The 13,800-nt window shown below is 69.5% G+C and carries 11 protein-coding genes; 8 read left to right on the top strand and 3 right to left on the bottom strand.

Annotated features, from left to right (window positions below; translation table 11 throughout):
- Positions 1-18: 18 nt before the first annotated feature.
- A complete protein-coding gene (locus tag ACQE3M_RS03740; RefSeq protein ID WP_430504135.1) occupies positions 19-429 on the bottom strand; it encodes a GNAT family N-acetyltransferase in 411 nt (136 codons plus the stop codon).
- Between the two features lie 152 nt (positions 430-581).
- Here ACQE3M_RS03740 and ACQE3M_RS03735 point away from each other — a divergent pair, with 152 nt between their 5' ends.
- The 3 genes from ACQE3M_RS03735 (at position 582) to ACQE3M_RS03725 (ending at position 3,387) form a co-directional block, all read left to right on the top strand.
- Positions 582-1,955, top strand: a complete 1,374-nt coding sequence (locus ACQE3M_RS03735) for a phosphoglucomutase/phosphomannomutase family protein (RefSeq protein ID WP_430504134.1) — start codon at positions 582-584, stop codon at positions 1,953-1,955.
- Positions 1,956-2,073: 118 nt separating this feature from the next.
- Positions 2,074-2,379 (top strand): hypothetical protein, encoded by a 306-nt coding sequence (locus tag ACQE3M_RS03730; RefSeq protein ID WP_430504133.1) that lies wholly within the window; start codon positions 2,074-2,076, stop codon positions 2,377-2,379.
- Between the two features lie 264 nt (positions 2,380-2,643).
- Positions 2,644-3,387: a DNA polymerase sliding clamp gene (locus tag ACQE3M_RS03725; RefSeq protein WP_430504132.1), complete on the top strand. Its 744-nt coding sequence runs from the start codon at positions 2,644-2,646 to the stop codon at positions 3,385-3,387.
- A gap of 942 nt (positions 3,388-4,329) precedes the next feature.
- Here ACQE3M_RS03725 and ACQE3M_RS03720 read toward each other — a convergent pair.
- Complete coding sequence (locus ACQE3M_RS03720) at positions 4,330-5,511, bottom strand: pyridoxal-phosphate-dependent aminotransferase family protein (protein WP_430504131.1); 1,182 nt, start codon at positions 5,509-5,511, stop codon at positions 4,330-4,332.
- Between the two features lie 157 nt (positions 5,512-5,668).
- Here ACQE3M_RS03720 and ACQE3M_RS03715 point away from each other — a divergent pair, with 157 nt between their 5' ends.
- The 5 genes from ACQE3M_RS03715 (at position 5,669) to ACQE3M_RS03695 (ending at position 12,282) form a co-directional block, all read left to right on the top strand.
- Complete coding sequence (locus ACQE3M_RS03715; RefSeq protein ID WP_430504130.1) at positions 5,669-6,778, top strand: pyridoxal-phosphate-dependent aminotransferase family protein; 1,110 nt, start codon at positions 5,669-5,671, stop codon at positions 6,776-6,778.
- Between the two features lie 69 nt (positions 6,779-6,847).
- A complete protein-coding gene (locus ACQE3M_RS03710; protein WP_430504129.1) occupies positions 6,848-8,083 on the top strand; it encodes a DUF2157 domain-containing protein in 1,236 nt (411 codons plus the stop codon).
- An 80-nt stretch (positions 8,084-8,163) separates the two neighbouring features.
- Positions 8,164-10,305, top strand: coding sequence for an NAD-dependent DNA ligase LigA (gene ligA, locus ACQE3M_RS03705; RefSeq protein WP_430504128.1), 2,142 nt, complete (start codon positions 8,164-8,166; stop codon positions 10,303-10,305).
- Positions 10,306-10,414: 109 nt separating this feature from the next.
- Positions 10,415-11,389 (top strand): ABC transporter ATP-binding protein, encoded by a 975-nt coding sequence (locus tag ACQE3M_RS03700; protein WP_430504127.1) that lies wholly within the window; start codon positions 10,415-10,417, stop codon positions 11,387-11,389.
- Complete coding sequence (locus ACQE3M_RS03695; protein ID WP_430504126.1) at positions 11,386-12,282, top strand: ABC transporter permease subunit; 897 nt, start codon at positions 11,386-11,388, stop codon at positions 12,280-12,282. The genes ACQE3M_RS03700 and ACQE3M_RS03695 overlap by 4 nt, the downstream gene beginning before the upstream one ends.
- A 705-nt stretch (positions 12,283-12,987) precedes the next feature.
- Here ACQE3M_RS03695 and ACQE3M_RS03690 read toward each other — a convergent pair.
- On the bottom strand, positions 12,988-13,728 hold the full coding sequence (locus ACQE3M_RS03690) for an SDR family NAD(P)-dependent oxidoreductase (RefSeq protein WP_430504125.1): 741 nt from the start codon (positions 13,726-13,728) through the stop codon (positions 12,988-12,990).
- Positions 13,729-13,800: the final 72 nt, after the last annotated feature.

Genomic DNA, 13,800 nt, shown 5'->3' with positions numbered 1-13,800 from the left:
TAAGCGGTCGGCGGGAGCTCAGAGCGACTTCTCGACGACGTACCCCCACTTCTCGTATCCCCGTCGCTCGTAAAACTGGTGAACCCCATCCTTGGCCGCGGGTGAGGCCAGTGCCACGTGCGCACAGTCCCGTTCCGCGGCCCAGCCCTCGACGAACTCGACGAGGGCGGACCCGACCCCCTCGCCCCGCCACGGCTCGTCCACGACGAGGTCGTAGAGCCACGCGTGGCGTTCGTGATGGAGGAGGGAGGTGACGAGCACGCCGGCGACCCCGACCAGCTCGTCGTCGACGACGGCGCCGAACAGGTGGTACTCCTCCTGCGCCGTCCACTCCAGCACGTCTTCCGGGTCGCTGTCACTCCATAACTGTCGCAGGATCGGCACGGCCTCGCGGCGTTCGGCCGCGGTCGTCAGCTCGCGGATCTCCATAGAGCGGGATACTGGAACAGCCGGAAATAGCTTGCCGACCCGCCGAGGAGTCGCTCGCGCCGTTCGGAAGCGGGGTTGGTCACAAATCGGGTTGGTTCGGTGCCGGCGTCGCAACCAGCCCTTATAAGCCCTACCTCGCCCACACGTCGACCATGGACGCCATCTCATTCGGCACCGACGGCTGGCGGGCGACGCTCGACGAGTTCACGGACGAGCGCGTGCGGATCGTCGGGCAGGCGGTCGCGGACCACCTCGACGCGGCGGGCCACGACGCGCCCGTTGCCGTCGGCTACGACGCCCGGGAGACCTCCGAGGGCTTCGCGGAGAGCCTCGCGGAGGTGCTCGCCGGCAACGGCTTCGACGTGCTCCTCCCCGAACGCGACACGCCGACGCCGGTGATCGCCTACGGCATCGTCGAGCACGACCTCGCCGGCGCCTGCATGATCACGGCCTCGCACAACCCGCCCGAGTACAACGGCGTGAAGTTCATCCCCGAGGACGGCGCGCCGGCACTCCCCGAGGTCACCGAGGACATCGAATCCCGGCTCGCCGAACCCAGCGTCCTCCCCGAGGCCGAGTGGGGCGACGTGCGCCGCCACGAGTTCGTCCACGAGCACGCGCGGGCCGCCCGTGACCTCGTCGACACCGACCTCGACGGCCTCTCCGTCGTCTACGACGCGATGCACGGCAGCGGCCGCGGCGTCACCGACCGCCTGCTGGAGCAGGCCGGCGCCGACGTCGAGCGCATCCGCTGTGAGACGGACCCGGACTTCGGCGGGAGCGCCCCCGAACCGAGCGCCGAGAACCTCCACGCGCTGGCCGAGCGTGTGCGGGCCACCGGCGCCGACCTCGGCGTCGCCAACGACGGGGACGCGGACCGGCTCGCGGTCTGCACGCCCGACCGCGGCCACCTCGACGAGAACCTCTTCTTCGCGGCCGTCTACGACTACCTGCTCGAATCGGACGCGGGCCCAGCGATCCGCACGGTCTCGACGACGTTCCTCATCGACCGCATCGCGGAGGCGCACGGGCAGGCGGTCCACGAGGTCCCAGTCGGGTTCAAGTGGGTTGCCGAGGCGATGGCCGACCACGACGCGCTGATGGGCGGCGAGGAGTCGGGCGGCTTCACCGTCCGCGGCCACATCCGCGAGAAGGACGGCGTCCTGATGGCGCTGCTCGCCGCAGCTGCAGCCAGCGAGGAACCGTTCGACGAGCGCGTCGACCGCCTGCTCGACGAGCACGGCCGGATCGCCGCCGGCAAGGTGAGCATCGACTGTCCCGACGACCGGAAGGACGGCGTCCTCGCGGAGCTTGAAGACCACATCCCCGAGGACGTGCTCGGCATCGGCGTCGCCGACGTGGTGACGAAGGACGGGTTCAAGCTCCTCCTGGAGGACGGCTCCTGGCTGCTCGTCCGCCCGTCCGGCACCGAGCCGAAACTGCGCGTCTACGCCGAGGCCGACGAGGAGCAGCGCGTCGACCAGCTGCTCCGGGCCGGTCGCGACCTGGTCGAACCGCTGGTGTAGGTCGCACTCGCCGAGGGCTCCAGTTTCACTTCCGTCGCGTGCGTCCGGCTCGCCCTTTTGTTCCGTGGGCCGGTAGCTGAAACGCGGTCGAGCCAGCAGTGGCGACCGCGGTGACACCATGATGAATGACAGGGCCGACGAGGCCGACGCCGACGCGAACGCCGGGCACGGACGCGAGCAACCGCCACCTGACGACGGCGAGCACCGGCGCGATAGCGGCACCGGGTCGGGAGACCAGCCGGGCGACGGGGCAGGCACCTGCCAGTGCGCCGATGGAGGGTCGAGAAGTGACGGCGACGCGGATCGCGGCGAGGATGGTGACCCCGAGCCGACGTCGACCGAGCGCTACCTGGGCTGGCTCAAGCTCTGGCGCGTGGTCCTCCTCGTGATCCTCGCGCTGGTGCGGCTGATCCGGGCGCTGTGACGAGCCGTGCCGGTGCAGTGAGCGGCCGTCGGCAACGTGGGCGGCAAGGTGGTCGTCGTCGGGCTGGACGGTCGATCGTGGGATCGTCGCCTCCTCCGGGTGCGCTGCTCGCCGGGCGGGCCACAAACGACTTGAACCGCGCCGGAGCGGCCGCGTCGGCGACTCGTTGCGGTCGGCTGAGCGCCGGCTGGCGATCCGCTCGCGTCGGCTGCGACAGTTGCGATCGGGTGCCTTTTTAGGGGAAAGCGACGTAGCCGTTCGTATATGTTCAAGGCCATCGTGAGTGCGTCAACGCTGCAGGACGCGCTCGATTCGGTGAGCGTGCTGGTCGACGAATGCAAGGTCCGCCTCAACGAGGAGGAGCTCGCCATCCGGGCCGTCGACCCCGCCAACGTCGGCATGGTCGACCTGTCGCTCGAAGCCGCAGCCTTCGAGTCCTACGAGGCCGACGGCGGCGTCATCGGCGTCAACCTCGCGCGACTCCAGGACATCGCCGGCATGGCCAGCTCCGGCGACCTGATCCACCTGGAGCTCGACGAGGAGACCCGCAAGCTCCACATCGCCATCGATGGCCTCTCGTACACGCTCGCGCTGATCGACCCTGACTCCATCCGCCAGGAACCCGACATCCCGGACCTGGACCTCGCCTCGGAGATCGTCGTCGAGGGCACCCAGCTCGACCGCGGTATCACCGCCGCCGACATGGTCTCCGACCACATCCGCCTCCGCGTCGACGAGGACGAGGAGGCCTTCTACATCGAGGCCGAGGGCGACACTGACGACGTCGACCTGAAGCTCGAGCGCGAGGACCTCATCGACCTCACCGCCGGCCCCGCCGACTCCCTGTTCAGCCTCGACTACCTGAAGGACATGAACAAGGCCATTCCCTCCGACGCCGAGGTCGTCGTCGAGCTCGGCGAGGAGTTCCCGGTCAAGCTCCACTACAGCTTCGCCGAGGGCCTGGGCAACGTCACGTACATGCTCGCGCCGCGGATCCAGAGCGAGTAACGCTTCCTCGTCTGGGGTTCTTCTACTCTCTCCTTCGTCGGACAGCGGTAGTTTTGCAACGAGAGACGGACTTGCCCGGCGGGCAGCGCGAACTCTATAGCGGACCTCGGCCGCTCTTTATAAGCAGGTTTGCTCAGGTGGTACGGTCTCGTGCTCGACAGCACCGCAGACTCCTCGAAAGCCCTCAGCCGCTCTTGCTTATAAACCGGATGCGCAGGTGCAGACGCTGCTACACTGTACAGCACCGCAAACACCCAGAAAGCCCTCGGCCGCTCGCGGTCGCTGCGCGGGATATCTGCGCCTCTCAGCACCGCCCGGCGCAGATAGAGCCCGTCGCAGCGACTCCCCGTTGGCGCGACCGGCCGTCGCCCTTTCAGTCCGCCAGGACAGCACCCGCGACAGCGACGGCAACGGCACCGCGACCGCACAGCTACCGCATACCTCAGTCCTCCCCAGCCTCGGCCGGCGCCGGAACCGCACCGCCTCGGCGCCGGCCTCCCTCGCACGCGTCGCTCGCGCGCGCCGCCGCCCCGCACCGCACGCCGACCAGCCGGCGAACGTCGACCGCGGACCAACCGCTGCGCGCGACGCCCGGCGACCACTCCTGGGCGGGACTGAAAGGGGCAGCCGCTGAGCGGGACGCCCTGCGACGTAGCGACGCGAGAGCTTCGCTCTCGCTAGTCTGAGGCTTCGCCTCAGGCACCGCAACCCGGCGAGCGACCGAAGGGAGCGAGCCGGGTGAGGAGCGCAGCGAGCAGCGCGACCGCTCAGCGGCTGGGGCTTTCTGGGCGTACTGAGTGGTGTCACTTTCGACGATGGCCGAATTCATTTATAAACGGGACCACAAAACAGCTGTAGCTTTCACGACGTGCTGAGTGGTGTCAGTGACGATGACCCCCGATCTACTTATAAACGGAACGCCGAAACAGCCGTGACGACGACCTACCCCTGGTCAAGCCGCTCTTTCGCAGCTAGCATGCCGGCCTCGGGGTCGACGTCGGCGCCGACCGCCTCCAGTGCCTCGCCGACGGTCTCGATGCCGCGAACGACCTCGTCGGCCTTGAAGTGCCCCAGGTTGGAGACGCGGAAGACCTCGCCGTCGAGGTGCCCCTGGCCGCCGCCGATGGCGACGTTTCGGTTCCTCAGCTCGGCTTCGAACTCGTCGGCACCGTCGCCCCGGACTGAGTCGGGGAGCGCGACCGTCGTCGTGGTGTTTGAGTAGTCCGTCGGTCCCGTGGGGTTGCCGAACAGCTCCAGTCCCATCGCCTCGAACCCCTCCCGGACGGCGGCCGCCTGCGTGCGGTGCCGGGCGATCCGGTCGACCATCCCCTCGGCCTCGATGGCCTCGACGGCGACGGCGAGCGCGTGGAACAGGGGCTCGGCGGCCGCGAAGGGGGTCTGGTGCCGCTCGGCCGCCCGGAGATGCGCGTCCAGGTCCTCGTAGAACGGCGCGCCGTCGCCGTCGATGGCGCCTCGCGCGCGGTCGGTGACGTACACCGCGGAGAGCCCCGGGGGCGCGGCCAGCGCCTCGTGGGCGTCGGTGATCGCGAGGTCGACGCCCCAGTCGTCGATGCGGAACTCGTCGCCACCGATCGAGGTGCTGCCGTCGACGACGAACGTCGCGTCGGCCTCGTTCGCCAGCTCGCCGACCGGCTCGACGGGATTGAGCAGGCCCGTCGAGGTCTCGTTGTGGACCATCGTCACGAGGTCGGTGTCCGGGCTGACCGCGTCGGCGACCTTCCCGACCGGGATCGACTCGCCCCACGACGCCTCGACGCGGATCACGTCGTCGGTGTAGCGGTCGGCAATGCGGGCGAAGCGACGCCCGTACTTCCCGTTGACGAGCGCGACGACCTCGTCGCCCTCGCTCACGACGTTCGCGACGGCGGCCTCCATCGCCATCGTCGCGGTGCCGTCGAGTATGAGCGGCGTCCCGCCCTCGCTCGTGACGGTGTCGTCCAGCGTCGACGCCGTGAAGACGTACTCGAGGCCGTCCTGGGCGCGTTCGTACACCGATTCGAAGTCGGGCGAGCGATAGGGCACCAGCTGTTCGTCCATCGCCGCGCGCACCTCGTCCGTGAGGGGGGCGAGCCCGGGATCGAGGAGCAGGAAATCCTCCGGCATATCCGAGACACCGTCGCCCCGGCGGTAAAGCGTCGTGGCCGATTCGACGCGGTCCCCCGACGTCGACGGTTCCAGTCGACCCACCCGGTCGCGACTTTGGTAGCTACCGCAAGCACCATGGCTCCGGAGTACCGGGTATCCATCAACAGGAGTTCTCATGACCGAAAAGAGCGAGTACACCGGCGACTATCCCGAGAAGACGCTGTACATCCCCGGCCCGACCGAGGTCCGCGACGACGTGATCGAGGAGATGGCCCAGCCGATGTTCGGCCACCGGATGGACCGCATGACCGACCTCTACACGACCATCGTCGAGGACACGAAGGAGTTCCTCGGCACGGACAACGAGTTGATGATCCTCACCGCGTCCGGGACGGAGTTCTGGGAGGCCACGACCCTCAACCTCGTCGACGAGAACATCCTCGTCCCGACCTGCGGGAGCTTCAGCGAGCGCCACGCGAACGTGGCCGAACGGCTCGGGAAGAACGTCGACCGGCTGGAGTACGACTGGGGCGAGGCGGTCAAACCCGAGGACATTCGCGAGACGCTCGAGTCGAGCGACAAGCACTACGACGTCGTCGCGTGCGTGATGAACGAGTCCTCGACCGGCGTCCGCAACCCGATCGAGGAAGTCGGCGACGTCGTCGCCGAGTACCCCGACACCTACTTCGTCGTCGACGCGGTGTCGGCGCTGGGCGGCGACTACGTCGACATCGACGCGCACGGCATCGACGCCATCTTCGCGTCCACGCAGAAGGCGTTCGCGATGCCGCCGGGGCTCGCGGTCTGTGTCGTCAGCGACGACGCATACGAGCGCGAGCTCGAGAAGGACGAGGCCTCGTGGTACGGCGGGTTCCAGCGCGCGCTCGACTACTACGACCGGAAGGGCCAGACCCACTCGACGCCGGCGATCCCGGTCATGCTCGCGTACCGCAAGCAGATGAAGCACATGCTCGATGAGGGCCACGACGCCCGCGACGAGCGCCACCGCGAGATGCAGGAGTACGTCCACGAGTGGGCCGAGGAACACTTCGACCTGTACGCCGAAGCGGGCTACGAGTCCCAGACGGTGACCTGCATCGAGAACACGCGCGGCATCGACGTCGCGGCCACCATCGAGGAGGTCTCGGAGGAGTACGACATGGTGTTCTCGAACGGCTACGGCGACATCGGCGAGGAGACGTTCCGGATCGGGCACATGGGCGAGCACACCGTCGAGAGCATCCGCGAGCTTACCGACGCCATCGAGGACGTCGCCGGGCTCTGAGCCGGCGAGCGGCGCTGGCCGACGCGGGTCGGAGCAAAGCACTTGTTGTTGTGGTGATCTTTCTGGGCCATGGACCCCGAGGCCCTCCGCGACGCGACCGAGCGCTGGGTTGACGCCGAGATCATCGACGAGGCGACCGCCGGCGAGATCCGCGCGTACGAGACCGACCGAGAGTACGAACCCGAACAGGAGCACCCTAGCGACGGCGACGAGTCGCCCACGACGGTCCTCGACCAGGACCGGCTCGTCGTCGCGCTCTCGGTGATGGGCGCGGTGCTGGTCGGGGCCGGCATCCTCCTCTACCTCGCCGCCAACTGGGACCGACTGTCGACGGCAGCCCGAACGGCCGTGCTCGCCGGGACGCCGCTTTCCACCGCAATCGTCGGCCTCGCGCTCGCCCGTGACCGCGTCCCGCGGGTCGGTCACGCGCCGCGAGTCGGCCACGGCTGCTGGTTCCTCGCGGCCGCGTTCCTCGGGCCGGCGCTGTTCCTGCTCGCGGACCTCCACGCGCTGGACGTCGACGCGTCGTGGCTGCTGCTCGCGTGGGGGATCGGCGCCCTCCCGGCGGGCCACGCCTTCGAGTCGCGGCCGACGGCGGCGCTGGGACTGGTCGTTCTCGTCGGCGCCGTCGTCGACGTCGCCACGGTCGCGACGCGACCCTTCGCCGTCGCCTTCGTCGGCGCCGTGGTCGTGGCGGCCGCCCTCCTCGTTCGCGACCGGAGCGAGCGCCTGGCGGGCGTCTACCGGCTCGTCGGCCTCGCCGTAGCGGTCCTCGCGCTACTGCTCGTTGCCGCCCAGGACGGCCGGTACGGCTGGATCGAGGTGACCGCGGAGCCGACACTCGTCGCGTCCGGCCTCGTCGCGGTCGCCGTCGCCGTCGCTGTCTCCGTGGCTGCCAGCGACGTCGTCGACGTCCCAGGACAAGCCACGGACGGCGATCAGCGCGCGGCGGCGATGCGACTCGACGCGCTCGCCGTCGCCGCACCCGTGGCCGTCACCACGGCGGTCGTTGCGGTGGTCCGGGCCACGCCGCCGTTCCCGGAGCTGGCGGCGTTCCTGCTCGTGCACGCGCTCGTCCTCGGCCTGTTCGTCGCGGTCGTGGTCGTCGCGGCCGGCTCCGGGTCGCGTGCGCTGGTGAACCTCGTCGCCGTTGGCTTCCTCGTCCAGGTGCTGTTGATCCTGCACTCGACCGTCGCCGAGGTGCTCTCCGGGGCGGTGGCGCTGATCGCCGCCGGCCTGCTGCTGCTCGGCGTCGGGCTCGCGCTGGAGCGCGGGCGACGGCGGTTGCTGGCGCGGATCCAGTAACGCTCGGCGGTCGGCGTCGCCATCGGCGCTCGGTACCGACGCCCATCCATTTTTAGGCGGTTGCGCGCACAGGTCCACGCATGTCCGACGCCGAGCCGGAGGTTGGCGAAACTCGCTACGCCGACCCCGAGGAGAACCCCTACGTCGTCAACCCTCCGACCGACTTCGAGCCGGTCGAGGAGCTCTCGGAGGCGGACGCCGAGGAGCAGGTCGAGCTGCTCCGCGCGGCCGTCCGCGAGCACGACTACCGCTACTACGTCGAGGCGGACCCGATCATCGCCGACGCGAAGTACGACCAGCTGTTCGAGCGACTCCAGGAGCTGGAGGACGCCTTCGACCTCCAGACCGCGGACTCGCCGACCCAGCGCGTCGGCGGCGAGCCGGTCGAGCACCTCGAGACGGTCGAGCACACCGCGCCGATGCTCTCCATCGACGCGACGACCGACCCCGAGGACGTCCGCGACTTCGACGACCGGGTCCGGCGCGAGCTGCGGGACGCCGGCTTCGACGCCGACGAGATCGGCTACGCCTGCGAGCCCAAGTTCGACGGGCTCTCCATCGAGGTCATCTACGAGGACGGCAACTACGTCCGCGCCGCGACGCGCGGGGACGGCCAGGAGGGCGACGACGTCACCGAGCAGGTCCGGACGATCCGCGCGCTCCCCCAGCAGCTCCGCGGCGACGTGCCCGAGTACCTCGCCGTGCGCGGCGAGGTGTACATGCCGCTGGACGCCTTCAGCGAGTACAACGAGGAGATCCAGGAGCGCGGCGAGGAGCCGTTCGCGAACCCGCGCAACGCGGCCGCCGGGACCCTCCGCCAGCTCGATCCGGACGTCGTCGCCGAGCGCCCGCTCAACGTCTTCTTCTTCGACGTGCTGGAGTGGGAGGCGGGCGAGGACGGCCCGGAACGCCCCGAAACGCACTGGGAGGACTTCGAGACGTTCGAGGACCTCGGGCTCCGGCACAACGACCGCGTCGAGCACGTCGACGACGTCGACGGCGCGATCGACTACCGCGACCGGATGCAGCGCGTCCGCGACGACCTCAACTACGAGATCGACGGCACCGTGATCAAGGTGAACGACCACGACGCCTGCGCGGAGCTCGGGTCGACCTCGCGCTCGTACCGGTGGGCGTACGCCTACAAGTTCCCGCCGCGCACGGAGACGACGACGGTCGAGGACGTCGTCGTCCAGGTCGGGCGTACGGGGCGGCTCACCCCCGTCGCGATGCTCGACCCCGTCGAGGTCAGCGGCGTCACGGTGTCGCGCGCGACGCTGCACAACCCCCAGGAGATCGAACAGCTCGGCGTCGACGTCGGGGACGAAGTGCGGGTCTACCGGGCGGGCGACGTCATCCCGTACATCCCCGAGGTCGTCGAGAAGCACAGCGAGGGGTCCTTCGACTTCCCCGACGAGTGCCCAGTCTGTGGCTCCGAGGTCCGGCGCGACGGGCCGATGGCGTTCTGTACCGGCGGGCTCGGCTGTGAGGCCCAGCTGGAGCGCGCCGTCGAGCACTGGGCCCGCCGGGACGCGCTCGACGTCGAGGGACTGGGCCCGGAGACGGTCGAGCAGCTGCGCGAGGCCGGGCTCGTCCAGTCGCTGCCGGACCTCTATCGCCTCGAGAAAGACGAGCTGGCCGAGCTGGAGGGATGGGGCGAGACCAGCGCCGAGAACCTGATCGCGGAACTGGAGGCCAGCAAGCACCCGCCGCTCGACGAGTTCCTCGCGGCGCTTGGCATCCCGGAGGTCGGCCCCGCGACCGCCCGCAACCTCGCGACCCACTTCGGCGACCTCGACAGCCTGCTCGACGCGGACGTCGACGAGTTCGAGACCGTCGAGGACATCGGCACAACCGTCGCCGAGGAGATCCACGACTTCCTCAGCCACGAACGCAACCGCGAGACCATCGAGGAACTCCGGGAACTCGGCGTCGATCCGCAGTCGGTCGAGGCCGAGACCGGCGAGGAGCTCGAGGGGCTCACCTTCGTCTTCACGGGTGCGCTGTCGGTCCCGCGGAGCGAGGCCCAGGAGCTCGTCGAGCGCCACGGCGCGAACGCGACGAGCAGCGTCTCGAGCAACACGGACTACCTCGTCGTCGGCGAGGACCCGGGCACGAGCAAGCGCGAGGACGCCCGTTCCAACGACGTCCCGCAGATCGAGGAGGCCGAGTTCGCCGAGATCCTGGCGGACCACGGGATCGAGTGGCCGCCCGAGGAGTGAGTCACCGGCGGAGTGAGCCGCCGCGGGCGTCGCGCGCTCACGGGGGTGCCGCTCGCAGGCCCGGGAAATCCCACAACCCTTTATCAGAGGCCGCGGGAAAGGGGCGCACATGTCCGCCATCGAACTAGCCGGCGTCACGAAGCGGTACGAGGACGTGACCGCCGTCGAGGAACTCGACCTCACCGTCGAGGAGGGGGAGATCTACGGCTTCCTCGGGCCGAACGGGGCCGGGAAGTCGACGACGATCAACGTCCTGCTCGACTTCGTCCGCCCGACGAGCGGCGACGTCCACGTGCTCGGTCGCGACGCGCAGGCGGAAAGCGTCGCCATCCGCCGCCGCACGGGCGTGCTCCCCGAGGGCTTCTCCGTCTACGACCGCCTCACGGGCCGCGAGCACGTCGAGTTCGCGATCGAGTCGAAGGAGCTCGACGTCGAACCCGATCCCATCCTCGAGCGCGTCGGGCTCACCGACGACGCCGACCGCAAGGCGGGCGGCTACTCGAAGGGGATGGAGCAGCGCCTCGCGCTCGCGATGGCGCTCGTCGGCCAGCCCCAGCTCCTCATCCTCGACGAGCCCTCCTCCGGACTCGACCCCGCCGGCGCAAAGGAGATGCGCGAGATCGTTCGCGAGGAGGCCGAGCGCGGCGCGACCGTCTTCTTCTCCTCGCACGTCCTCGGCCAGGTCGAGGCCGTCTGTGACCGCGTCGGCATCCTTCGGGACGGCCATCTCGTCGCGGAGGACTCCATCGAGGGGCTCCGCGAGGCCGTCGGTGGCGAGGAGTCGCTCCGGATCACCGTCGACGCCGCCAGCGACGACCAGCTGGAGGCCGTCCGTGGGCTCGAGGGCGTCAGCGCGGCCGCGACGGACGGCGGCACGGTGTCCGTGACCTGCGAGAGCGGCGCGAAGACGGACGTCATCTCGACGCTCGAGGAGCAGGGCGTGACGGTGAAGGACTTCCAGACGGAGGAGACGTCGCTGGAGGACCTCTTCTTAGCCTACACCGAAGGCGCAGCCCCCGAAGACGACACCGGGGCCGAATCGGGTGAGGCTGCGGCCGCGGGATCCACGGAGGTGGCCGAATGAGCCTCGTCGCCGTCGCGCGGAAGGACTTCCGCGACGCGATCCGCTCGCAGTGGCTGCTGGCGCTGTCGGCGCTGTTCGTCGTCGCCTTCGCGCTCCCGGCCCTGATCCGGTTCTCGCTCGGCGTCGGGCTCGGCGAGCGGCAGGGCGCGACCCAGATCATGGTGCTGTTCATCCGCTTCATGAAGTCCGGGACCGCGGTGCTGGTTCCGATCATCGCCATCGTCGTGACGTACGCGTCGATCACGCGTGAGCAGGAGAGCGGCACCCTCAAGCTGCTGCTCGCGCTGCCGCACTCGCGGGCGGACGTCGTCGTCGGGAAGCTCCTCGGCCGGAGCGCGGTCGTGGCGCTGCCCATCGCGTTCGGCTTCCTCATCGCCGGCATCGTCCTCCTGCCGGCGACGCCCATCGCCGCCATCTGGCGGTTCGGGGCCTTCGCGCTGCTGACCGTCATCCTCGGGGTCGTCTTCGTCGGCCTCTCGCTCGGCATCTCCGCCGCGGCCGACTCCGACCGGCAGGCCATGGTCGGCTCCGTCGGCGTGTTTATGGCCGGCTCCGTCTTCTGGGGGCCGGCGACCGGCCGGATCGCCTCCTCGCTGGAGACGTACGCCGGCGTCTCGACGCAGGGCCGCTACCTCGTCGAGCTCTTCCTGAAGCTGCTCAACCCCATCGCCGCGTACAAGACGCTCGTCGACTCGCTGATCGCGCCGTCGCAGCTGGCCGCCCGCCAGCAGCTGTTCGGCTTCTTCCTCTTCCCGGACCCGGCCGCCCAGAAGGCGCTCGGCGAACAGCTCCCCTTCTACTTCACCGACCCGTTCGTCGTCGTCCTGCTGCTGCTGTGGTTCATCGTCCCGGTGTACGTCGGGATGGAGGTCTTCGAACGCGCCGATCTGTAGCTGGAGCAAGGCGTTTTCCGGTGGTTGCTTTTTAAATATGGCTGGCTTCGTGATGCGGACTCTTGAGAGATAGCAATTGCTGGAAAGCCCTCGGACGCTCTTTTTAAGCAGGTTTGGACAGGTGATACGGTCTTGCTCTTGACAGCACCGCAAACACCCAGAAAGCCCTCGGCCGCTCGCGGTCGCTCCGCGACATATCCGGACCTCTCAGCACCGCCCGGTCCGGATAGGGGTCGTCGGAGCGACTCCGCTTCGCCGCGACCGGCCGCGCCCTTTCAGTCCGCCAGGACCACGACCGCGACCGCACAGCTACCGCAAGCCTCGGCCCTCCCTCGCACGCGTTGCTCGCGCGCGCCACCGCACCCGCACCGCGCGCCGGAAAGCCGGCGAACGATGCCAGCCAACAAACCGCCGCGAGCGACGCTTGGCCGCCACTCCCGGGCGGGACTGAAAGGGGCAGCCGCTGAGCGGGATGCCCTGCGACGTAAGCACCACAGCCCGGCGAGCGAACGCAGTGAGCGAGCCGGGTGCGGAGCGCAGCGAGCAGCGCGAGCGCTCAGCGGCTGGGGCTTTCTGGGTGTGCCGAGTGGCGTCGCCAACGACGGTGACCAACTTCGCTTATAAATGCGATCGCTCAGAAAGGGCTTTCGCGGCGTTCTGCGTGGTAACACCAGCGCCGACGAGCTAACCCACCAATAATCACGCCTATAATCGCTCGGGGAGCCAGCCGCCGTCGATCTCGAGGTTCTCGCCGGAGACGTAGCCGGCCTCGTCGGTCAGGAAGAACGTCATCGCGTTGCGGACGTCGTCGAACTTGGCCCACCGCCCGCGCGGGGCCTCGTCCGGGAACTCGTCGCTGGACTCGACGACGTACGGCGAGACGGCGTTGACGGTGACCCCGTCGTCGGTCGTGTCGGCGGCGACCGCGCGCGTGAACATGATGACGCCGGTCTTGGCGATGAAGTAGGGGAGGTTCTTCGGGTGCGTGAGCGCCTTCTCGCTGCCGGCGTAGCCGACGTTGACGACGCGACCCCATTCCGCCTCGCGCATCGCGGGGAGCGCGCGCTTCGTGCAGAGGTAGGTCCCGTTCAGGTTCGTCTCGAGGACCCGGGTCCAGGTGCCGAAGTCGATCGCCTCCCAGTGCTGCGGGGCGAAGTCGCCGACGTTGTTGACGAGGACGTCGACCGCGCCGAGCTCGGCCTCGATCTCGTCGAAGAGCGCGTCGACCGCGTCCGGGTCGGTGACGTCACCCTGGACGGCGATCGCGTCGGGTGCGCCGCGCTCGCGCGCCTCCTGGGCGGTCGCGGCAGCCTCGGCGTCGCTGGAGTAGTAGTGGACGGCGACCCTGGCGCCCGCCTCCGCGCAGGCTAACGCGAGCGACGCGCCGAGTCCCTTCGCGCTCCCCGTCACGAGCGCGACCCGTCCCGAGAGGTCCAGATCCGTCATATCCACCGAATGCGCCGCCGCCGTCTAAGTTCTCCCGGTCGTCGTGGCACGACCGTTGCGGCCCCGGCAGCG

Source organism: Halosubterraneus shenae, from assembly GCF_050510935.1.
GTDB lineage: Archaea > Halobacteriota > Halobacteria > Halobacteriales > Haloferacaceae > JBDGPU01.
The sequence above is the reverse complement of the archived record's forward strand: the minus strand, read 5'-3'. Positions and strand labels throughout refer to the sequence as shown.